Here is a 24,484-nt window from a genome sequence, read left to right as displayed (position 1 = left end):
TTAGGTTTTCATGTAGTCACCCTTAAAATACTGAATAATAAGTAATTAACCTTTAATATCACAAAATCTTATTATTTTCCCTTGATATATTAAAAAGGGCCACTTTCTTATCGAAAGTGGCCCTATCTCCTATATGTAAGACTCTATATTTATCTAACAATTAGTTTTTTCACTTTAATTTGACTTCCATCAATCACCTTTATGAAATACATACCGGTAGAAAAATCTCGAATAGATACTGAAATTTCATTTTGAGTATTTGGATCAACAACTAAATAACTTAATTGAACTCCATTGCTATTTAAAATTACTACTTCCACAGGATTATCATATTGGCTAAATGCTATAGATACATCATCTGTATTATTCGGGTTAGGATAAACGATAAAATCATTGTTATCCTCAAGAGTTGTGTTTTCTGTATTTAAAATACTAACTGGTCCAAATATTTCAAATTTACCATCAAAATCAGTTTGAATTAATCTATAATAAGACTTCCCTGTTAATGGTTTTTTATCGATATAAGAATATTTCACTCTATAATTAGTATTACCACGACCTTCTACGAAATCAATTTCCTCCCAGTTTTTATTATCTAATGATCTCTCAATATAAAAACCATCATTATTAATTTCTGTTGCCGTTGCCCAATCTAATAATACTTCATCATTTTGGATAGAAGCAGTGAATGAAATTAATTCTACAGGAAGATCCGGGTCTAAGCTTGCTACTGTTATAAGGTTATCTGAATTACCTGGGTTACCTAATATTTCAGACATAGTACGCATGTTAGACATTCTAGTACCTGATGGTGGTGGAGGTGAACCATAAAATACAATTGGAGAAGATTGAATAACTCCACCTGTAACTAGGTAATCTGGAGCATCAGACTGTAAATAATTCCAAGTATCCTCACCATTTTCATGATGTAATAATCTAATACTACTTTCTGTTGCAAAACCTTCTAATTTACCATCATAAATGAAGTTAACATGTGTAGAAAACTCTTCAGTTTGTCTAGCTGGTGTTTCACCTACTGTCAAGGGGTTTAATTCCCAGTGTCCTGAATTATAAACACCTTTGATATCAGTTGGTAAATTTATATCAGTGACATCATCATCATTTAATGTTTTCATACCATCTAGGTATTCTACTTGCCAAACAATGTGAGTTTGTCCAGCAGCAATTTTTTTATGAGTAAACGTTTCTTTTTCCTCAATCTGACCTATACCAATAGGGTGGAATTCTGTTAGTTTACCAATTGGGAAGAAAGAGGCTCCTTCGTGAGTTGCCAAAATTCTGAACTGTGCACGACCTGTAATGTAAGAATCATAACTTTGGTTTACTACATCAGAAGGTGCATAATCAATGGTTCCATTAAAATATAAGAAACCTTTAACACCTGGATTTAATTTAGAGTTAGATGAAATTCTACCGTCTAATAAAGTCATTCCAGTTCCTACAAATAGATTTTTTTCCAACTGTATAGCCTCTTGAGTAGCTTCGGTCGTATTGTTATTTAAAACAAGTCGTTTTAAAGCAGAATCTTTATCATTTCCAACTTCTACAATCTGACGAGTTGTACCCTCTAATAAGAATGTAAGGTCGTTAGAACTTAATGTCACTCCATCTTCAAACTTGATATCGTGTTTTAAAACAAACTCCTTTTCTCCAGAGACAGAATTAAAACTTTTGATTATTGCCCCTTGTTTAGCGATGAAATCACCATTAACAATAATTTTTGACCCACCATTTAAGTACAATCTTGCCGCTTTATTTCCACCAGCAGTTCCTTCTAATGTTAAGTCTGTATTTACTGTTACTGTCACTTGGTTTTTATCGCCAATAATTAAACCTGCATTTTCTTTAATGGTTAACCCGTCTAAACCAATTGTAATATTATTATTGATAGTATAAACTGGATATGTCTGCCCAGCAAAACCATTTGTTGGTGCCTCTAAAGTTAATTCTTCAATTCCCGAAACAGTGTTATTAATAGCATTGATGTTATAGAAGGATACTTCATATTCTCCTGAACCATCTAACTTTTCAACATCTTCTTCGTATGAATTATCACCTGGAATATCCATAATCACACCACCTTTACTTAGTGTGAAGAAATCCACCCAGTTATCATCAAGTAATCTTTCTAAACGCATTACTAAACGACCACTTCCATCTACCTTACCAACACTACCTCCGTTTGCACCGTCAGTTAATATCAAACGACCATTATCGTAATTTGCATCTTGCCCTTCGATTGTAATTTCTGCTAATTCAGCAGGATCATCTAAGACTACTGAAGTACCTCTAATAACTTCAACAATATCACCTAGTGATGGATAAATACCTACACCTGCATTTGCCCAAATAGAATTATCATAATCGTAAACTTCCCATGAAGTTTCATCATTCCAAGTCAACTCAGGAATTACATTTCCTTTTAAAACTTGTCCTTTTGTTCTATAGCGAGGAACTCTATCAATGATATCTTCTTCATGACCAATTACAAATAAAGCTTCAAAAATACCACCTTCTTTAGGTGACCAAGTTGGTTCATCAATTTTGAAAATTCCGTAATTATCTGTTTCGTTTACCTCAGTAATTGTCAAATCAGTAAACGTATCATCTAAGTTTACAGAAGCAATATATTGTGCTTCATCTGCTCCGTTAATCACATCCGATTCATCATAATAGGTATGGAATGTAATTTCCATATTTGCAGGCATATTTAGTAAATCACCATTATTATCGATGATAGAGGCATACCAAGCAAAGTCTAAAATTTTAGCATTTGACTGATCTTTTCCTTCAACAATTGCTTTAACAGGAATTTCATTTAGGATATTTAGTTTCACCCCAAAATAAGTATCTGCTCCACCGTTATTTCCTAACTGTAATTGTAGTGGAGTAAACTTAGCGCCAACACCCAATGGAATCCATATGTTATCTGTACCTTTTTCTTTAATGAACTTTTGCACACCACCATTTCTGTTTCGGTCAGTTACAACAATCATGTTCGTAATTCCAAAATCAGTAATAGCTGCTAGATCATTTGCACCAGTAACAGATGAGTTTTCATTTAACTTTAATGTATTCTCAGCAATCATCAGATTACCTTCTTTCAGTTGAAGGTTTCCTTCAATGACTAAAGTTTGGAAAGCATCCTCATTTTCAGGGTCTTTTAAAGTGACATTTTTATCATTATCAATCACTAAAGTATAAACCACTCCATTATCAGATTTAATTAACTGATTATCTGTTCCTGCCATTATTAAATGACCATTTTGAGAAACATCATGAGAAATAGTACCTGCATTTAGTAATAGATTACCATAAACATATGTATCAGTCATGATATCAGTCTGACCTTCTAACAAATTAGGACCTAATCGAGAAGCATCATTGATCGTCAAATCTTTTAGTATTCCTATTCCATTATCATTAGCAGGTGTTTTTCCGTATTGAGGAATAAGCCTTGTACCTGCTGCCGAAATATTGACATTACCGAATTTATAGATACCTAATGAAGATCCATCTTGAGGTTTATCTCTTAAGTATTGACTCTTCTCTGCAAGGAAATAGGTCGTTGCATTTTCAGAATTGAAAGTACCACTATTATATATATCTCCTTTTGAATACACATCTTTAATATCTTGATCGAAAACTGTCGAAGAAGCTAAATAGAAATTCCCGACAAAGTTTAGATCATTGTCTATCAAAGTTGCAAATCCTTGAGAAAGCTCAATATCACCTAATGAAATCGTAGAATTAATAGCAAATTCGTTAGCTCCGTTACCTTGAATTAAAATTCTTGATGGCATCGACATGTCCCCATCTTTGTAGAAATTACTTGATAAAGAACTGCTAGGTGTAAATATCAAACTAGCATTAGAGCCATTCATTGTAGCACTTCCTAATAAAGTAAATGAATTCGTTAAATCACCCTCTACATATTGGAAATCTAAATTGATAGAACCCTCATCAGTAATTTCAAAAATACCTCTAGTCTTCGCAAGAGTTGGGATATCTTGACCTCCAATTTGAGCTTTTCCTCCACTTTGGTAGTAAGTTAAAGTACCTACAGAGTTGTTCAAACTTCTTCTTACTTGACCACCTACAATGAATTCACCACTCTTTACAGTGATAAAAGCATTTCCTGAAACACCATATGATATAAAATTATAAGTTCCTTGATTAAAGTAAATGTTACCTCCATCAGCTTCTAATTTACCATCCAATAGCATACCTCCTGCAAAAAGATCATCACCGTCATCATCAAGATCTAGAGACGATATTGAAACAGTAGCATTTTCTTTAACTACTAATGCAGCATCTGATGCTAAGTAATAAATTTCACCACCACTATTTAAATCAATGCTGATTGTTCTAGTTGGAGTAGCAGGTGCTAATATGAAAGTACCACTATTTAAAACAAGAGATTTTTCTTCCGATGTCCCATTTGGTTCCTTTGCTAAATCAAAAGTGTTTTGAACCTCAAATGAAGCATTTTTACCTTTGTTCATTGTGATATCATAGAACTCAGGAGTCTCTATATTTTGAACATCTGTATGACTAAATACACCATTATCTTCACCTATAAGGTTGATAGTTACTTTAGAGACATCTGCCTCTAATGCTCCTCCTCCGTTGGTGCCACCACCAAATAAATCAATCATTTTTGTATCCTCAAGAGCAATATTTTGAGAAACATTAATAGTATGATTAATTGGAGTACCCACTGCGTTACCTTGTTCTATATAAATGTAATTTTTATCTTCTGCTTCAGGCCCTCCTCCAGATGTGATTTGCTGAGTTGCTAGATTCTTTACATTCACTGTTTTAGGGAAAGCACCATCTTTACTAAATAATAAAGTACCATTGTTTTTGACAGTTAATGTTTCCTCTACAGTAATATTACCATTTTCCTCATTGGCGTTTACATATAAAACACCTCTGAAGAATATATCAATTGCATAAGCATTGAAATCATAATCAAAATATCCTGAACCACCATAGATTTCGACCGTTGGATATTCGGTAAGATTATAGTTTGGAACTTTAGTTAAAGAAGTAAGAGCATGTTCATCTTGGTGAGGAATCACACCTAAAGACTCTTCTCCAACTCCACCTTTCAGTTTATAAGGGAACATCAATTTCATAATACTTGAATTGTTGTCGGCCCATTCCCCGAAATCACCATTTAATTGAGGTTCAAAATATGGATCTGGTTCAGAAACACCAAAATCAATGGCTAATTCACCCGCACCAGTTACTTTACCGATATTTAGATGTCCGCCATAAATTTTTAAAGTACCTCTTCTATTATTTGAATGCTCAAACCTTAATTCTGCCAAGTCTACATTATCACCATTCTCTAATGAAGTAACAAAACTCTTCTGTCTATCTAAAATGATTCCAGTAGTAGTAAAATCTTCTGTACCTAAAATAGCTACATCATTTGCCGTTGGTAATTCTGATGCATTAGCTATTGGAGTTAATGCATCTGCATCATTGTATTTAGCTTCATCTAAAACATACCAGTTAAGGTAATTGTCCCAAGTATTGGAACCTTCACCTACTCCATAATCATAACTTTTACCATCTGCAGTAAGTTTATTATGATAAACTAAAATTCTAGGAGCTCCTGTGAATCTGTCTGGATGTCCTACCGTATAATTCGCATTTTCTAATGTAAAATCATTTGACCCATCATAATCCTCTTCGAAAGAAAATAATAATTTGTCTTTATAATATTCTTCTACTGGGTCATAAGCAAAGTTTCTATTATTCCTTGAGATAGCTAAAATATCTCTTTTGATATCACTTGTAGAGAAGTTGGTAATATTACCGCTTCCATCAAATACTGGAGAATCAAAACTAGTTCTTTCGTAGGTAGAATTAACTAAAGCATTGTTTTCTCTAATGAAATTGTCGCCATCTAGTACTTTACCTGGAGCTAAAGTGGCCAATAAAGTCTCATCCATATCGTTATTATCCGATGTGAATGGGTTATTACCTGCTCCAAAATTATTTGGAATTTCGAAGAACCATCTTACTGTTGGTAGATTAACATCCTCAATAAAATCGGATCTATCTACATTCCAATAAATATTTAATAACTCGTCAGAAACTGTCTGGTTTGCTGTTGGTAGTTTAGATAAAGCAGGTGAAACAGTAATATAACCATCATTAGTTGTTGTTTTATTAGTTATTAAAACTGTTGCAGGAGTATATACATAATCACCATTGTATTCAACAGCCATTGGGAAAGTCAACGCTTGCCCCCAAAATGCTCTTGAATTAGCTTGATATATTTGATCAGTTCCATGATTAGCTGTATATGCTAAGTTTTTCTCCTTATCATAAATATGATAAGGTTGATAAACCGTTCGAGTACCATCATCTACTTTCAGCTTTAAACCACCTCCTGATGCTTTTCCATCAGTTACAAAGAAATTATTGTAAACTTTTGTTTGCCATGAATTGGCACCTCTAGTTAAGTCTCCTTTACCAAATCGAGGCATCGATTCTTCTATACAACCAGGTTCTCCTGAACATACAACACTAATAGTAGTTCCATACCTAAAACGATCAATGGTTAATAAATAACTAGATAGATTAACTGTACCAGAAATATATTCAACTCGGTTTAATGCAACATCACTAGAGAATGAAAGTTTATGATCTTCTAAATACAAACGTGTATTTCCAAAAACAGAAGAATTGATTGTTTCAATATCTACATCACCTTCTCTGAATTTTAATAATGCATTTACACCAGTAGTTCCTTCTGTTTCACTTTCATCTCCACTTCCTGTATAAACTCCAAATATACCGTGGTTAACGATTGAAGCCCCTGGTTTAAACATTCTCACTGAATAGTTTCTATGATCAAATGTTCCCCTTAATAATTCAAAATCACCTTCAAAATCAAGTAAGTTAGAATAGTTTTCACTACCATCTGGTTGAGGGTTTCCATCCTTGTCATAAGGAATAGGTCCCATGGCATCAGTTGGGATACCATAATATTCTGCTTCTGATTTAATTGCAACTGAAAATTGAGACCCTCCATTAAGTGTTACTTTATTGGCTAGGTTATCTTTGTTGATTCTAATATTACCAAAAGATATATTTCCTGTTTCAGCACTTATATCTTCATCCAAAGGATAATCAAAATATATTTCCGAATCTTCATTACCTATGATATTAATCCAACCAACAGAACTTTGAAACCAATTGGCAGCATTGTCAGAGGTATTTCTAATAGAACCTGTATAAACAAAAGGTTCTTGTTGAGTAATAGTAAGGTTTTTCTTGATGTAAATGTCCTTATTATTACCATCTAATTTACTAGCTCCTAATGAAAGAGACCCTTCAATATGTAAGTCTGTTGCAGGAGTAACAATACTATTTCCATTCCAAGTGTATGTTGCATCTCCTAGAATTACTGTACCCTCACCGATTGTATTAACATTATAAAAAGGAGCAGATGAATTGACTATAAAATCATTACCTGAAGTAGTTAAGATGTTGATTTCTCCACCAGAAACATTTACATTTTCAGGTTTTGTTACAATATGAATACCCTTATTATCAGGAGCTGAAATATTCAATTCTGCTCCGTCATACATTTCAAATGTATTATCAGGGAAAGGTAAAACTAAAGAATAAAAGTTTTGATATGTACCATATATATATGTTGTACCACCAAAAAGTTTGATTGACCCTCTATGAATGGCACTAAATGAACCGATTGTAGGACGAATTACTGAAGTCTTTAATGTTCCACTGTTCATCTCCAATTGCCCCGTTTCTCTCATAGTGATACCATGAGTTGGCAATGCAGAAGCTCCAGAGCCTGTATACATATCAAAAATTCCGCCTTCTACTTTCAAGTTACCAGCTAAATAGAAAACATTACCAGTACTCATCTTTAAAATACTACCAGTTCCTACTTCCAAGGTACAATCTTCTGATAAGGTATATTGAAAAGAACCATTTCCAACATTCTGAAAATCATGATGTATACCCACTCCTGTATTTAAAATACCTTTTATAATAGTGAATCCAGCTCCATCATCATCAACAGTAAGGTTATTAGGATTGGAAGCAGTGATATTTAATCTTGTATTTACTCCTTTATTAACATATATCTGATCAAATTCATTACTATTATTAAAAGTAAAAGTCTGCTCATTATTTTCATCAATGGCTCTTAATGAAACTTTAGGAGCATTTACTTCTCCTTCAAATAACGCATCACCATAAATATTGAAAATATGATCATTTGTATCATTAATGTTTGTATCAAACTTTCCATTAGTAGAAACAATCACATCATGATGTACACTTAACGTATGTGATCCTCCTACAAAAGTTCCTCCTGAAAAATCACCAAAGGCTACATTACCCGTTACAATATCAAGATTACCATCGATATCAAGGTCTTGAAAATACAATGTTTTCCCGACCAAGTTGACAGATACATTTCCTAATTCATAGCTTCGAGAATTATCTAAAATTATATCATTAACACCCAAAAAACGGATTGTACCAACTTTATTTATTCCTTCATTATAATTGTAGAAACCGTTAGCACTACTTTTTCCATCACCTAATGGAATATTATTCGTTTTTAGAGTTATTTCTCCTGTTCCTTCTAGTGTTGAAAAAGTATGTCCCTTGGTATCTTTTAATTCTAAGATACCATTCTCTTCTACAACTAACTTTTTAAAGAATAAGTTATCGTTTTCTGCTGTAACAGTTTCACCTCCTAAAATATGTACTTCGTCATTTTGTTGAGGAACACCGTTTGTACCCCCTACACCGTTTGAAGATGTTGTCCATGATAATGGATCTGTAAATGTTTTAGTACCACCGCCAGTTGTTGTGTACCAAACTTCAGAAGTATATAGTCTATACTTATCATCTATATATTCTTCTAGTTCTTCTCTATATGTATTTGATGAAACAGGATCCACATCTTCTAATCCTGAAGAATAAATAATTATTTCTGCTACTTCTCCATGAAAAGTATCTGTGATATCACTATTTGTAGTATGTGTACCAATATAAATATCTGATTCACTCCCTTTTAAACCGTCGTTAGTATTAAACTCTACTTCTACAACATGCCATTTCCCTTTCTCCCATTTATAATTATCGGCAGATTTATAAGTGTTTTCAGCATAATTAGTTAAAGGGGATCCAAAATCTAAAGAGTATTTACCAGATATATTAGATAATGCATCAAAAGAAAAGCGATTGTACTCGCCACCTCCATTATACTTCATTCCTAAAGCAACATGACGATTATGGCCACCAATAATAGCATTTGTACTATTTCGACTGGACCCACTACTTTCTTCATCAGATTTAAAAATAACATAGATAGATTTCACATTAGTGATATCTCCTGTATATTTTAAATACTGTAGGTCTGCAAATTTGATAGTAGGGTTTCCTACTAAACCATTATTTATTTGAGTAGGTCTTGTTCCTGCTTCTGAAATAAAAGTAACAGAATTAGATTTATCTGCCCAAGAAGATACATTTCCACTTCCATCGATTACAACATCTGCGGCATCGAAATGATGTATTAAATTAGTAGAAGGTGGTGTTTGAGAATATAGGGTATGGCTTATAGTAAATAATAAAAGTACTATTGAAACCCAATAAGAAGTTTTTAATGTCATGTTAAAATGGAGGTAAATATACTATTCAGTAAACGTTAGGTAATGCAACAAATTTTAAATAATAACGAAAGTAACCAATGAAATTGGGTGAAATATATAGCGAATTAAATCACAGTTAATCATATGAAATTGCTTTAATAGTTTTATGTTATTTTAAATAAAAGGACAGAGTTAAAATTACATTAACACCTAAACATTACACTTTCATCCGATGGTTTAACAGTAGAAAAAAACGCTAATTAATTGTCGTGAACATATTTAAAGGTTGTAATTTATTAATAAAAAATAATAACAAAGTAAGTATTGTTAATTTATTTGTAAACATCAACCTATTTGCGTCTAATAATACAATTAAATATAAACATAATACAAGTAAAATTTACTATCAAAATACTGTAAATGAAACTTTTAATTAAAAAAACATTTAATTTATTACATGTTAAATTATATTCTTTTTTTTAAGAAAAAAGTATTAATTGATTGATTGAATAAATAATTTATCAGATTGTAATGGAATTATTGACAGTATTTATTTCTAATAATAGTTATTAGCTATTACTTTTATAATCAACAAAAATCATTATTGATTTTACTAAAAGGAATTAGCCTAGATGAAATTATTAAAATTAGGATGTGCTTTAGCTCTATTTTCTATTTTTACTTCTTGTGATCAAAAGAAAAACAAAGAGTCAAACATACAGAATCCTGTTGAGGAAATAAGCTACGAAGTTGACACAACAAATTACCTGTATAATATAAATATTGATACGCTTCAGATATATCAAAATAAAGTAAAAAGAAACCAAAGTTTATCAGATATTCTATCGAACGAAGGCGTAGACCATGCTCAAATTTTTGAGTTAGCACATCATGCTAAGGGAATATTTGATGTTAGAAAAATAAAAGTAGGTAATGATTATACATTACTTTATAAACAAGATTCTAATAAAACGCTTGATTACTTTATTTACGATATTGATGACATTAATTATGTTGTTTTTAACTTAGCGGATAGCAATAATGTTTTTACTGGAGAAAAGCCTGTTACTTTAAACAAAAGAGAAGTTGATGGTGTAATCACAGCATCTTTGTATCAAACACTTATGGATCAAGAGGAGTCTCCATTACTTGTTAATCTCTTATCTGATGTTTTTGCATGGCAGATTGACTTTTTCCATATTCAAAAAAATGATGCTTTTAAAGTTATCTTCTATGAAAAAATAGTGGATGAAGAAGTCATCGGAATTGACCATATTGAAGCTTGCCTTTTTACACATCAAGGCAAAGATTATTATGCATTTGAATATCTGTACAATGATAAGGATGAATATTTTGATGAATTTGGGAATAGTCTTAGAAAAGAATTTTTAAAAGCCCCTCTTCATTTTTCAAGAATTTCTTCTTCTTTCTCTTACAAAAGGTATCACCCTGTACAAAAGAGATATAAAGCACACTTAGGCACAGATTATGCTGCCCCTATCGGTACTCCTATCCACACAGTGGGCGATGGAGAAATTACAGCTGCAGGTTATTCAAAATATAATGGTAATTATGTAAAAGTTCGCCATAACTCTGTGTATACTACCCAATACCTTCATATGAATAAAATCAAAAAAGGTATTCGTAGAGGTGTAATGGTAAAACAAGGTGATATGATTGGTACTGTTGGAAAAACAGGTTTAGCTACTGGACCACATCTATGTTTCCGTTTCTGGAAAAATGGTCAGCAGGTAGACCCAAGACGTCAAGAAATTCCTTCTTCTGATCCTCTCCCAGATTCTTTATTAATTGATTATCATAAATACATTATGCCATTGAAATTGGAGTTGGATAAAGATCACTTAATTGTCGCAGAAAATGATTCAACTACTGTCAACACATCATCTTAATGCATTAACCACTTTATTTAGAGAAGTGAAAATTGGTTTAACGTCTTTAGGTTTAGACCAATGGGATGATGAATATCCGCAAGAAAATGATCTTGCTAAAGATATTGAACGACAAGAAGCCTATGGGTATTTTATAGAAAATGAATTGGTTGGTTATGCCGTTTTCAATCAATTATTTGATGTGGAATACAACGACATACAATGGCTTAATACTTCTGATCAATTTTTAGTAATGCACCGATTATGTGTTTCTCCAAAACACCAAGGACGTGGAATTGCTAAAGAATTTATAGCTTTCGGTGAAACGTTATGTATAGATCAAAGAGCTCGTTCTTTAAGGTTTGATGCTTTTAAACAGAATCCTATTTCTGGAAAATTATATCAAAAACTTGGGTATCAAATACTCGGGGAAGTCACTTTCCGTAAAGGTCAATTTGATTGTTTTGAGAAAATCATCTACTAGTATCCAATTGGTAAAATAGAAAACAAAAAAATAGTCAGTTTCAATAAATGAAACTGACTATTTTTATTTATAGATCAACCTAGGCTGATCATCAATTAGCTCTTTAATGAAGGAACTTCTACCACTTCGTTTACGTCTGCAGCATAATCTACACCGTCCACTTTGAAACCGAATAAGTTGAAGAAGTCATCAGAGTAACCTTTCAAGTCACCAATATCTGATAGGTTTTCTGTAGTAGCGATTGCCCAAAGCTCATCCACTTTTGCTTGAACATCTTCTCTCATTTCCCAATCATCAATTCTGATTCTACCCTTATCATCCAATTTCATATCGCTACCATAAATTCTATCAGCATATAAACGTTGGATTTGCTCGATACAACCTTCGTGGATACCTTCCGCTTTCATAATTTTGTACAATAAAGAAATGTACAATGGAATTACTGGAATAGCCGAAGAAGCTTGTGTTACTAATGCTTTATTCACAGAAACAACTGCTTTACCGTTGATGTCTGCTAATTTATCTTGGATTTTGAAAGCTGTAGCTTCCAAATGATCTTTAGCAGCACCGATAGTACCTTTTCTGTAAACTGGCTCCGTTAACTTAGGTCCAATGTAAGAGTAAGCGTATGTCTGAGCACCTTCAGCCAATACACCTGCAGCTTTCATCTCGTCTATCCACATTTCCCAATCATCGCCACCCATTACTTCAACGGTATTTGCAATATCGTCTTCGTTGGCAGGTTGGATTGTTACTTCAGTTACGTTACCTGTATGGAAATCTACCGTTTTGTTAGAGAAAACATCACCGATAGGTTTCAATACTGATTTATGTCTTTTTCCTGTATTAGGATTTGTTCTTACTGGAGATGCCAAAGAATAAATGATTAAGTCTACCTGACCTAAATCTTCTTTGATCATATCAATAGTTTGTTGCTTGATTTCTTTAGAGAAAGCATCACCATTGATACTTTTTGCGTAAAGACCAGCTTCTGCAGCATGCTTTTCAAAAGCAGCAGAATTGTAGTAACCAGGAGAAGCAGGACGTCCAGCAGATGGTCCTTTTTCTAAAAATACACCAATAGTCGATGCTCCACATCCGAAAGCAGATGTAATTCTTGAAGCTAAACCAAAGCCTGTAGATGCACCAATCACCAATACTTTTTTAGCACCGTCGATAGTTCCTTTAGACTTTACATATTCAATCTGATTGATTACATTTTGCTCACATCCTGTTGGGTGGGCTGTCAAACAGATAAAACCCCTTGTTCTAGGTTCGATAATCATCTCTATTCTTATTTATGTCTTTAAGTTGTTTCAAAAAAGACGTTTTTAAATACTGATTTGTCAATTTCAGAGGGCAAAGTTATAAAAAATTGAGAATTAAGAATTAAGAATTAAGATTTTTAAAGTTGATGTGCCTCCATTGCAGCCATAACATATCTAATTTCTCCAAAAGTTACTCCTCCGCCAGCTTCTTCTTTGATTGCCTTAACAGATTTACTTTGTAATTCTTGCATGGCATTTTCTATTAACCTTTGAGTTTTAGGTTTTACCAATTCTTTTAATTCAATTTTACCCATGGCAATACATTTTGCTAAATGATTTTCTACTTTGCTAATTGATTTGCCAATTTCTCTAGCAATTTCACTTGTACTTTTCCCTTTCCTAAATAAAATATAGGTTTCAATATGAGGAGAATACTTCTTTTTTTTCTCTTCCTTTTTAGGTTGAGATTTTAAGGATACTTTTTCCTCTTTGATATGATCTATTTTAAAACTTGGTTTGCCAATTTCAGTTTTTTGTAAATCTGATTTCTTGATATATGATTCTACTAGCTTTTCTGCTCGAATCATTTTTTGAGCGGTAGCATATATTTTAGCAGCAATATCTCTCACTTCTGCCATATACCCTTGTACAAAACGCACTTCTTTTAATGCTTCTAGGTGATCTGTAGCTTTTTTATGAATTTTCTTTAATTCATCATCAAAATACTTTTGTGCCTTTTGCGTTCGCTCAAACAAAAACGTAATATAATCTCCTTCTTTTTTTGATAAGATAGATGCTACCTGTTTTCTAAAACCATCGCCAATACCTTTTATCGTTCTTACTTCCTCTAATATTTCTTCTCCCCAAGGCTTAAAAGTTTGTTTACCCGACAAGTTTTCCACTTTGTCGTATGTTACCAAATGTTCTTCCAGATGTTGAACTAGAAAGCTTAAATTAAAAGCATTCAATAATGTATTGTAGATAAATGTATGTGCCTCTGTTTGAAGATGAGGTGTAAGTTGTTCAATACTCATACTAGATTTAGTAAAAGTACTTAACGAAGCATCAATAGGTACACCTCTTTCACTTATTGGAGAGGATAACACTAATCCGTCTAAAGAGGTTAAACGAGATAATGCTACATACACTTGACCTGCTGCAAATGCCTTCCCTACATCTAATATGGCTTTCTCAAAGGTTAAACCTTGACTTTTATGAACGGTGATTGCCCATGCTAATTTGATTGGATATTGAATAAATCTACCTATCAATTGTTCTTCAACTTCTCCTGTTGCTTTATTTAGAACGTATTTTTTATTTTCCCACTCGTAATCCTCCACTTTAAATTCAGGTGTACCATCATCGAATTTCACCCAAACTTCTGAAGAATTACATTTTGTGATTTGTCCTATTTTACCATTAAAATACTTCGACTCTCCTGAATAATCATTCTTTATGAACATCACTTGAGCTCCTTCTTTTAGTTTTAATTGCTCGGCATTTGGATATTGATGTTCGGGAAAATCACCTTCGATATCCGCTGAATAATTAAACTCTTTCGTATCTAATTCAGCTAACCACTTTTTATTTTTTTCGTCTGCTGTTTTATTATGGGTTGTTAAATGGATGTAACCGTCATCAGATGATTGTTCAAAATCAGGATCATAATGCGTATTGAGAACTTTTACATCATTTGGAGTTACTTTATTCTCTCTAAAATGATTTAGAATATCAACAAAAACTGGATCAGATTGACGATATACTTTTTGTAATTCGACATGTATAGGTCTAAATTCTCTTAAAACTAAAGAGTTGAAAAAATATCCATTCGGATAATAGTTTCTTAGGTACATCCATTCCTCTTGTTTGATTACAGGAGGTAACTGAAGCATATCACCAATAAATAAAACCTGAACACCACCAAAAGGAAGATCTTTTCGAATTCTTACATGCCTAAGTACCTTATCTATAGCATCCAACATATCAGCTCTGAGCATACTGACTTCGTCGATTACTAACAGCTCCATACTTCTTAGGATATCCCTCTTTTTGGAGGTCATTTTAAAGCCTTTAAATATGGACTTTGCAGTATTGATATGAGCTATTGTGGTTACATTATCCTGAAATTCGAAATTTTCATCTGGAATATAAGCACCAAAAGGCAATTGAAATAAAGAGTGTACAGTTACTCCTCCTGCATTAATTGCAGCAATACCGGTAGGAGCACAAACCAATACATTTTTGTGAGTATTTTCTCTTAAAGATCTTAATAATGTTGTTTTTCCTGTCCCCGCTTTTCCTGTGAGAAATATATTACAGTTAGTGGTATTTACATATCTAGAAACCAGCTCAGGTAGTGAATAATCTTCCATGAATCGTTGGTATGTTTGAATTAATTAAACGAAGATAAGCCTTAAAGTTGGTCAATTTTCTTCTAGATAACAAGAGTAAACTCTCTGTATAATTGGATACAACTAAAAAGAAATAAAGAGAGTATACTTTCGGTTATCCTCGATTAAAAGAATTTGGTTAATTGAAACTGATAAGCAAAGTCAGATACTTTATATTCATCATTAGGCCCTGATCTAGAATATTGCCAATTGGCCATAAAAGAGGCGTCTAAATGTTTATTAAAACGTTTACCTATTCCCATTCCTATTTTCGAAACATTATGGAAAACCTCTGGGATTTCATCTTTAATCGGATAATAATACTCTGCTACAAAGGGTAAATAGACTTCCCTATGACTTTTAAAAGGAGTAAAAGAACCAAATACTTTACTTCTGAGTCGAAAATCAAAATTGTATGTTTTACTATCCATTAACCAAGATAACCGTTGCTCATTTTTTAATTGAAAATTTAAAGAGTAAAACTCTGTTTTTATTAATTTAATCACCAATGCCTGCCACGGTCTAAGCTCAAAACGATTATCAATAGAAGAATTAAAATGATAATAAAAAGCAACTCCACCTTTTACATCAAAAGTCTTACTTAAGTTGTATTTCACCGATGTTTCATGATAAATTTTATTCCAATAATTATCATTAAAAATCGTTTCATAGCCAAAGTCAAAAAGCCAATTTAGACGATCTGAAGTTTGCACATGAAAGTACACATCTAACCATAATTGTTGATTGATGACATCTTTTGTTACTGGGTGTTTATCTTGACTTTGAACTGTAGAAGCAACGAAAGAAAGTAGAAATATTAGGTTAAAAAAAGGTTTTTTAAAAGTAAACATTTACTTGTATTATGATTAATAGTAAACAAAGTTAAAAAAATAAAATTCCTTTGTTCTATTATCCACACGATCTTTTATATTTACAGCCTAAAGTAAACTTCAACAGCCAATTTCATGACTAGACTTTTTTTAAGGTTATTCTTTTTTTTAAGTGTATCTACATTCGCCCAAAATAAATATTTCAAAAAATCAGCTCTGCCTAAATGGGTAGATCAAATAGAGTTTGATTCTTCTGCTCATTCTTTTAATAATAAAAAAGGGATAGGTAAACAATATCTATTAATCTCAGATCAGACCAATAGATTATCAAGAGAGTTCTATTATGAAAAAGTAGTTAAGGTATTAGATGCTGATGCCATTCAATCTTCCTCAAATATTGAAATCAATTTTGACCCATCATATGAAAAAATTCTCATGCACAAACTAGAGGTTTTAAGAGATGGAAAAAGAATTGATAAACTACAAAGTCATAAGTTTGAAGTCATCAGGAACGAAACTGATTTGAAGAACTATCTATACCATGGTAATATGTCTGCCATTTATCATATGGATGATATAAGAAAAGGTGACATTATTAGTATGGCATATACTAGGAAGGGGGTTCATCCTTTTTACAAAAAGAAATTTAGTTATAACTATTATCAACAACATTCTACTCCTGTAGATAAAATTTATATCAAGTTACTTCTTGATAAAGACGAGAAAATAAAAAGCAAGGAATTTCAAGGTGCTCAACCTTTTACTACTACCTATCATGATAATGTACAAACACTTACTTATCAAGGAAGTGGTATGGACGATTATACCTATGAAGAGAAAGAAACATCTTGGTATAATGGTTTCAAGAGAGTCAATTTATCCACTTTTCAAAATTGGGGAGAAGTAGTTGAATGGGCATTACCAAAATATGAATACGATAAAAAAGAAATTCATAAAATATGGTCAAAAGAAAAAAATAAAACAAAGGGAATAACTCTTCAGCATAAGATTTTATCTTGGGTACATTTTATTCAAGACGATATTCGATATATGGGTATTGAAAATGGTATCAATGCTTATCAACCGCACAGCCCGACACAGGTTTATCAAAAACGATATGGTGATTGTAAAGATAAATCTCTTTTGTTAGCGGCTCTTTTAAGAGAAGAAGGGGTAGAAGCATATCCCATGTTAGTCCATTCTTCTTTAGGGAAAAATGTAAAGGGTAAATTACCTTCTCCTGGAAGCTTCAATCACTGTATTGTACAACTGAAGTACAATAATCAATGGTATTACGTAGACCCGACTATTAGTAACCAAGGTGGAAATTTAAACAATTATTTCACCCCTGATTATCATTACGGATTAGTAATAAAAGAAGGAAATACTGATTTAGTGCAATTGCCTAAATCCGTTCAGAGTAAAATTAGTATTAATGAATTAATTGATGTTGACTCTGTAGGCGGTGGTGCTACATTTACAATCAGAACAGAGTATTGGGGTAGCAAAGCAGATAACATGAGAGGTTATTTTTCTAATAATGATCATGACTATATCTCTACAGAATTTGAAAAATATTATGCCGGTTTATACGATGGCGTAAGTACTAGAAAACCTATTAAATTCTTAGATAAATCTAGGTTTGAAGAAGGTAGTGTGATTATTGAAGAATTTTATGAAACTGATAATGCTTGGGAAGAAACCAATGATAGCTTAGTCATTTTATTTAGAGTATCGCCTTATGTTTTAGGAGGGGAAATATCATTTGATAAAGTACATCAAAGAAAAACACCTTATTATATAGGAAATCCTGTACAATATGATCAGATAACTACGGTCACACTACCAATAGATTATGATTTGAATGGGGAAGAAGAACATATAAAAAACGAGTTTTTTGTTTATGACTACTCTGTTGTATCAGGAATGAAATCAAATCAGTATGTCGTAAAATACCATTACAAACAAGACTCTAATTATGTAAATGCTGATCTTGCTAAAAAAATTGTAAAAGCAGGCACACAGTTATTCGATAATACGGATTATTCTATCACTTGGAGCTTTAACGCAGAGAACTCAGAAGATCAAAGTAATTTTGATATTAATTGGGGTAGCTTATTTCTAATGTTATTCTTCCTCTCCATCTTTACCTTTTTAGCAAGGTGGATATATATTAATTTCAATCCAGCTGCAGTTACTGTTGGTGTTGACAGAAGTCTTGGAGGATGGTTATTTCTACCTATGATAGGACTAATTATCACTCCCTTTAGTACATTAATTGACATCAAAGATACTGGATACTTCTTACCTTATTTTTGGGGAGGTGTAGAAGCCGCGTATAACAGTATTACTTTATTTTTAATAATCATTTTAGAATTTATTCTTAATTCTTTTTCTCTTGTCATCTCCGTTTTTGCCGTTTTACTTTTCTTCCAAAGAAGAACAAGCTTTAGGTTTGTCTACCCTATATTTTTAATCTGTAATTTAACCTTTCCGTTGATAGATAACTTATTATATGTACTCTTTATAGATTCCCTTAATGATACAGAATTGAGTGAGTTAGGTAAACATTCCTTTAAAGCAATTATTGCTTGTTTCATTTGGATTCCATACATCATCAATTCAGAAAGATCTCAAGAAACATTTACTAAAGTATATAATAAACCACAGGAGAAAATCCATTCCGATATCTCAATTAGTGAATAATAAAAAAGAGGTAATCTCAATATTAAATGAGATTACCTCTTTTTCTTAGACTGATGTCTCTATGTTTTTATAAGAATATATGTGTTTGGAAAACAAATCCATGAACTCTATCAGGACGATCTCCCGTCCAGTTAGGTTGAGTGTTTGTATATTCCATTGTCAACTTTGCGTTATGTCCATTAATAAACCAATTGACACCCAATTGTAGACCATCTCCAGCATTTTCAAAAGCAGTGAAATTTCTAGTGCTGTAAGCTAGATAAGGCATCATTCTACCTTGTTTTGTTTCGAAAGGTAACAAATAACCGAACTGTCCATAGAAAGATGATCCCGTTCCATAAGTCGTTCCGTAGTGGTACTCATCAAAACCATAGTTAAAATTATAATACGCTAAATAAGCATTGATTGCCCCGTTTCCTACAGGTGCATCATAATAAGAATCTACCGCAAAATGATTAACATCGCCCCCTACAGGAAGATCGTTCTCAATTTTCACTACTCCATTATTGTGATTAAAGAAACCTGCACCAATATTAAATACCGTCTTTTTACCTAAATAAGTACCAGCTCTATAAGGTAGTTTGTTCGATTCTTTGTCTAAGAAATTGTATTCAAAGTAGCCTTGCAATACCAATTTGGCATCATTGCCTAACACTCTTCTTCCTGAATAAGAAACACTTCCGTTTTCCAAATCATCTTGATCTGCAGAGCCTAATGCATTACCAATAGGTTCATTAATTGATACCTGATATCTCAATTTACCGAGGAAACCCTTAGCATAAACCCCTACATGTCTACCAAACTGATCTGAAAGTCCTAAAGAAGCCCATGATTGACGATAGTTATCCATTGTCATCATATTTAACGTTCCAGAATTAGACATTCTACTTAATCCATTCCAATAATGAAGACCCGCACCAATATATAAAGTTTCATTATTCGACACTTTAAATTCACCCCAAGCATCATGTAAAAATAATTGAGATGTATTTACAGTCCCATCGGTAGTATTTCTATTACCTAAAGGATCCATATTGTATGCGTTTAAATTATTTACACCAAAATGAGTCAACACCATAAAACGTTCTGAAATTTGTGCATATGCCAACAATCTAGCTCGTCTTACATTGACACCAAATCCAGAATCATCTGCCATATTTTGGTCGGCAATCTGAAATTGATTCCATAAGATAAATCTAATGTACTTTTGACCATCATCTGAAAGATCCAATTTTAATGGTTTATACTCTGTTGGTATTACATCTTTTGAATTATCATCTTTAGTACTATCACTTTTAGGTTTATCATCTGATAAAACGGTATCAAAAGAGGACATTAACAACACTGAAAGTGTTAATATTAAAGCCGTAAAGGTTTGTCTCATTATATTGTATTTTAGTAGCTAATCAAGGGTAATTGACCTGACTACACGCATTAGTATGAATAATCACAAAATTAGGTATTATGTGTAGGTACTAGAAATGATGATCGTCAGCAATTTAACATTATTTACAACACCAAAAAGACCACCGATTGGCAGCCTTAAAGGATAGGATAATAAAATTAATATTGAATGAACATAGGTAGTTACTTCGTATCGTATTTCTGCTTAATATCTTTAAAATTCTCTCCATTCACTTCTTCTCCTGTGGTTACATAATGATCTACAGCTAACATATAATCTGATAACTGTTTTTTAAACTTCCCTTTTGCCAAACTCCCCATAAAGGCAGGTTTTGTTCTATAATCAAAAGTGAATACCAATTTAGAAGTTTCAGCATCTACTTTATCTACTTGGTATACCCCATAAGAATACTCAGGAACTAACGGTAAACCCTGAATGTGAATAATTTGAACTTTGAAATTCATGTTTTCAGGATCATAATTCACTTGTTTTTCTTTTACATATTTCTTCCCGTCCAAAGTCAAAGAACATACTCTTTCTGCTCCTTCACACCCTTCAGAAACATCGTCTTTAGTATATTTTGAGTCTACTACAAAGGGATGAGATTTATGGATATCTCCAAATTCTTCTCCTACAACTTTCCATACTGCAGATGCTGGAGCCTTAATAATTCTAGATACCTCGACATGTTGTGTTTTCTTATTTTGACCTAAAGTGATGAATGATGTCAAAACTGCTAATGCAAAAAATATAGATTTCATAATCTTTAGTTTTATTGAGTGTGTATATCATTTAATAATAACAAAGGTGATATATCTCCCTCAACATCAATTGGTATATTGGTTCAAAGACTAGGAAATTCGGATCAACAACTCAAAACACTAATACCCTACCCCATATTAACATCTGTTATTATCAATATTTAATCTTTCTTAAAATCCACCCGTATAATTAAGAGAATTTAATACTTACATCTATTGTTACTATGGAAAAAGTTTTAGTCATTTTAGCTCATCCTCAATACGAAAAATCCATTGCAAATAAATGGATTATTGATGCATTAAAGAATAGCATCAATACTATTGAAGTCAGAAATATTCACGAGCTATACCCTGACTATTCTATTAACATAGCAGCAGAACAAAAAGCTTTAATTAACGCAGACCACGTTATATTTCAATTCCCTTTTTATTGGTATAACATGCCTGCCATTTTAAAGCAATGGTTTGATCAAGTGTTTTCTTTCAATTTTGCATATGGACCTGAAGGGAATAAATTAGCTAATAAGTCCTTTCAAATAAGTATAACAATAGGTGGTCCTGTACAGTCTTACACCACCTTAGGATACAATCATTTTAGAATTGAAGAATTTGTTAAGCCATTAGAGCAAACCGCATATTTAACACAGATGAATTGGCAACCTCCAATGTATACCCATGGTATGGTGTATATAGAAGGTATTTATAACACAGCAGGCCTTGTTCAAAATAGAGCTGAAGAATATGCACAACGATTAATTGAACGTGTAAAAAGTTGGAGTAATGGCGATCCTAAAACCATCATTGATGATTTTGTTTCTAATTGGTTTGCACAGTTTGATGAATTGGCTGATGATAGTTTTTTCACTAATCATTTAGATGAAAAGGTAAAATTAAAATTCCCAGATGGTGTTTTTAAAGGTCATGAAGGGTTTAAAGCGTGGTATGACAATATAAAAAGCACCATAAAAAAAGAAAATAAACATACGATTACTTCAATCGATATTAAAGATAATAACAATGGCTTTTATAAAGTAAAGCTTTCCTTAAAATTAGAAGCTGAAACTCTTGAAGGTCAACCATTATTAATCAATGTAATAGAAAAATGGAAAGTCAGTATATCTGACGAAAAACTCATTAAAATTCACCAATACAAAGTGAAAAAGACATAGTATATTTGTTAAGATTAAGGTATTAAGGAGTTGATCAGTGATCAACTCTTTTTTTTATTTCAAGAATTAAAAGGATTTAAAAGTGAACATTTACTCATAATTCAACCTCTTATCAGATTACAGTTATAGAATGACTATTTTAATTTATCAACCCAAAACTATAACAATGAAATACTATAGCAGTCTATTACTTTTGGTGATACTATTCAGTTGTTCATCACCATCAAATGAAAAAAAAGGCGCAGATGTAAAACCTAATATCTTATTACTCATAGGAGATGATATTGCATTTGGTGATCTTGGAGTATATGGCTCTGAAATCAATACTCCTAATTTTAATCGCCTAGCAGAATCGGGGGTCCGATTTACTAATTTCCATGCTTCGCCCGTTTGTTCTGTGACACGTTCTATGCTCATGACAGGGTGTAATAATATTGAAATTGGATTAGGATCTTTTGATTATTCCTTTTACCCTGCCTCCAAAGGAAAACCTGGCTATGAAGGGTACCTTACAGATAATGCCGTCACGATGTCTCAATTATTTAACGACCAAGGCTACGAGGTTTTTAAAGTGGGAAAATGGCATCTTGGAGGAGAAGAAGCTGGAGGTTACGGACCTATGCATTGGGGGTTTACCAAAGAGTTTGGTATTCTTTCGGGAGGGTCTAACCACTGGAATAATTTACGTATGACACCCATTTTTTCTGATCCGGATTTTATGAATAAAAAATTCGAAGAACATTGGACACTCAATGGTGAAAAATATGATCGCCCTAATGGTGTGTATTCTGGAGAACTTTATACCAATCAAATGCTTTCTTTTATTAAAGAGGCACACAAGGAAGGCAAACCTTGGTTCTCATGGATGGCTTTTACTACAGCTCACTTTCCTATTCAAGCACCTCCTGAATTAGTAGAAAAACATTATGAGTTTTATCTAAAACATGGATATGAAGGATTAAAACAATTTAGATACGAAAGACTTAAAGAAAAAGGTTTAATTTCTCATAGTGCTGCCCCAGCTTCAGAAAATAGTTTAGTCAAAAAATGGGATCAGCTTTCTGATGATGAAAAAAAATATCAAGCTAAAGTTTTTGCAACATATGCAGCAGAAATAGAAGATCAAGACAATAGAATTGGTCAATTGCTTGATTATTTAAAATCATCAGGACAATTAGAAAATACAATGATTGTTTACCTTTCTGATAATGGTCCAGAAGGTATGGAAGCTGAAAACCCTAATACTGGTAATGAAGTATTCGGCGAGTGGATAGCTAAAAATTATGATACTTCTTTCGAAGCAATTGGTACTGCTAACTCTAGTAATTATATAGGTACTGCATGGGCAAATGCTGCCACAGGTGGTCTATCTTGGTGGAAATGGTTTATTGGTGAAGGAGGTGTTAGAGTACCTATGATTATTGTTCCTCCAGGAGCAACAAAAGAAAATTATAAGCGTGCTGGTGAATTGTCTAATGCTGTAATGTCTGTGAAAGACCTTCCGATGACCATCCTAGATTATGCCGGTATCCAACATCCTGGAAGTAATTATAAAGGAAAGACAGTACAGGCTCCAAGTGGTATAAGTGCTCGTCCTTTCTTAGATGGTGAATCTGATATCGTACGTAATGATAACCAATGGTATGCCTTCGAATTATTCGGAAATGCTTATATCATGAAAGGAAATTATAAATTGATAAAGGTAAGAAAAGGGATGTTCGGAGATGGTGAGTGGCATTTATATGATGTCGTAAAAGATCCATCTGAAAGTAAACCTTTGGAAAAGGAAATGCCTGATCGATATAAAGACATGTTGAGCCTCTATAAAGGCTACGAAAAAGAACATCAATTGGTACAAGTCGATGAAGCTTGGAATGCTTTTAAGGCTGCAAGTGATTGAGAAAT

Annotated in this window: 11 protein-coding genes; 5 read left to right on the top strand and 6 right to left on the bottom strand. The window is 32.7% G+C overall.

Going from position 1 to position 24,484, the window contains the following annotated elements:
- Positions 1-149 precede the first annotated feature (149 nt).
- On the bottom strand, positions 150-9,698 hold the full coding sequence (locus tag NH26_RS16835; RefSeq protein WP_044219784.1) for a T9SS type A sorting domain-containing protein: 9,549 nt from the start codon (positions 9,696-9,698) through the stop codon (positions 150-152).
- 611 nt (positions 9,699-10,309) lie between these two features.
- On the opposite strand from NH26_RS16835, the gene NH26_RS16830 reads away from it, so the two are divergent.
- Entirely contained in the window at positions 10,310-11,587 is a 1,278-nt protein-coding gene (locus NH26_RS16830) for a peptidoglycan DD-metalloendopeptidase family protein (protein WP_044219780.1), read from the top strand.
- Positions 11,556-12,050: a GNAT family N-acetyltransferase gene (locus NH26_RS16825; protein ID WP_044219777.1), complete on the top strand. Its 495-nt coding sequence runs from the start codon at positions 11,556-11,558 to the stop codon at positions 12,048-12,050. The genes NH26_RS16830 and NH26_RS16825 overlap by 32 nt, the downstream gene beginning before the upstream one ends.
- Before the next feature lie 95 nt (positions 12,051-12,145).
- Here the strand turns inward: NH26_RS16825 and fabV are convergent, their stop codons facing one another.
- The 3 genes from fabV to NH26_RS16810 all read right to left on the bottom strand — a co-directional run bounded on the left by fabV (position 12,146) and on the right by NH26_RS16810 (position 16,559).
- Complete coding sequence (fabV, locus tag NH26_RS16820; RefSeq protein WP_044219775.1) at positions 12,146-13,336, bottom strand: enoyl-ACP reductase FabV; 1,191 nt, start codon at positions 13,334-13,336, stop codon at positions 12,146-12,148.
- A gap of 119 nt (positions 13,337-13,455) precedes the next feature.
- Complete coding sequence (locus NH26_RS16815; protein WP_044219772.1) at positions 13,456-15,690, bottom strand: helix-turn-helix domain-containing protein; 2,235 nt, start codon at positions 15,688-15,690, stop codon at positions 13,456-13,458.
- A gap of 143 nt (positions 15,691-15,833) precedes the next feature.
- Positions 15,834-16,559, bottom strand: coding sequence for a DUF2490 domain-containing protein (locus NH26_RS16810; protein WP_044219770.1), 726 nt, complete (start codon positions 16,557-16,559; stop codon positions 15,834-15,836).
- A gap of 114 nt (positions 16,560-16,673) precedes the next feature.
- Here NH26_RS16810 and NH26_RS16805 point away from each other — a divergent pair, with 114 nt between their 5' ends.
- A complete protein-coding gene (locus NH26_RS16805) occupies positions 16,674-19,244 on the top strand; it encodes a DUF3857 domain-containing protein (RefSeq protein WP_044219767.1) in 2,571 nt (856 codons plus the stop codon).
- A 67-nt stretch (positions 19,245-19,311) separates the two neighbouring features.
- On the opposite strand, the gene NH26_RS16800 is transcribed toward NH26_RS16805, so the two are convergent.
- The gene (locus NH26_RS16800; RefSeq protein ID WP_139263133.1) at positions 19,312-20,628 is read right to left on the bottom strand and encodes a hypothetical protein; all 1,317 of its coding nucleotides are present in this window, start codon (positions 20,626-20,628) and stop codon (positions 19,312-19,314) included.
- 203 nt (positions 20,629-20,831) lie between these two features.
- Positions 20,832-21,410, bottom strand: a complete 579-nt coding sequence (locus tag NH26_RS16795) for an SRPBCC family protein (protein WP_044219764.1) — start codon at positions 21,408-21,410, stop codon at positions 20,832-20,834.
- Between the two features lie 224 nt (positions 21,411-21,634).
- Between NH26_RS16795 and NH26_RS16790 the strand changes: the two genes are divergently transcribed.
- Together NH26_RS16790 and NH26_RS16785 are read left to right on the top strand one after the other, a co-directional pair.
- The gene (locus NH26_RS16790; protein ID WP_044219762.1) at positions 21,635-22,579 is read left to right on the top strand and encodes an NAD(P)H-dependent oxidoreductase; all 945 of its coding nucleotides are present in this window, start codon (positions 21,635-21,637) and stop codon (positions 22,577-22,579) included.
- Positions 22,580-22,745: 166 nt separating this feature from the next.
- Positions 22,746-24,479: an arylsulfatase gene (locus NH26_RS16785; RefSeq protein WP_044219760.1), complete on the top strand. Its 1,734-nt coding sequence runs from the start codon at positions 22,746-22,748 to the stop codon at positions 24,477-24,479.
- Positions 24,480-24,484: the final 5 nt, after the last annotated feature.

It is taken from the genome of Flammeovirga pacifica (assembly GCF_000807855.2).
Lineage (GTDB): Bacteria > Bacteroidota > Bacteroidia > Cytophagales > Flammeovirgaceae > Flammeovirga > Flammeovirga pacifica.
The sequence above is the reverse complement of the archived record's forward strand: the minus strand, read 5'-3'. Positions and strand labels throughout refer to the sequence as shown.

Excerpts from the sequence above, each read along its gene's own strand:
- NH26_RS16800 (WP_139263133.1), bottom strand. The coding sequence starts at position 20,628 with ATGAGACAAACCTTTACGGCTTTAATATTAACACTTTCAGTGTTGTTA.
- NH26_RS16785 (WP_044219760.1), top strand. The coding sequence starts at position 22,746 with ATGAAATACTATAGCAGTCTATTACTTTTGGTGATACTATTCAGTTGT.
- NH26_RS16835 (WP_044219784.1), bottom strand. The coding sequence starts at position 9,698 with ATGACATTAAAAACTTCTTATTGGGTTTCAATAGTACTTTTATTATTT.
- NH26_RS16795 (WP_044219764.1), bottom strand. The coding sequence starts at position 21,410 with ATGAAATCTATATTTTTTGCATTAGCAGTTTTGACATCATTCATCACT.
- NH26_RS16810 (WP_044219770.1), bottom strand. The coding sequence starts at position 16,559 with ATGTTTACTTTTAAAAAACCTTTTTTTAACCTAATATTTCTACTTTCT.
- NH26_RS16790 (WP_044219762.1), top strand. The coding sequence starts at position 21,635 with ATGGAAAAAGTTTTAGTCATTTTAGCTCATCCTCAATACGAAAAATCC.
- NH26_RS16825 (WP_044219777.1), top strand. The coding sequence starts at position 11,556 with ATGATTCAACTACTGTCAACACATCATCTTAATGCATTAACCACTTTA.
- NH26_RS16815 (WP_044219772.1), bottom strand. The coding sequence starts at position 15,690 with ATGGAAGATTATTCACTACCTGAGCTGGTTTCTAGATATGTAAATACC.
- NH26_RS16805 (WP_044219767.1), top strand. The coding sequence starts at position 16,674 with ATGACTAGACTTTTTTTAAGGTTATTCTTTTTTTTAAGTGTATCTACA.
- NH26_RS16830 (WP_044219780.1), top strand. The coding sequence starts at position 10,310 with ATGAAATTATTAAAATTAGGATGTGCTTTAGCTCTATTTTCTATTTTT.
- fabV (WP_044219775.1), bottom strand. The coding sequence starts at position 13,336 with ATGATTATCGAACCTAGAACAAGGGGTTTTATCTGTTTGACAGCCCAC.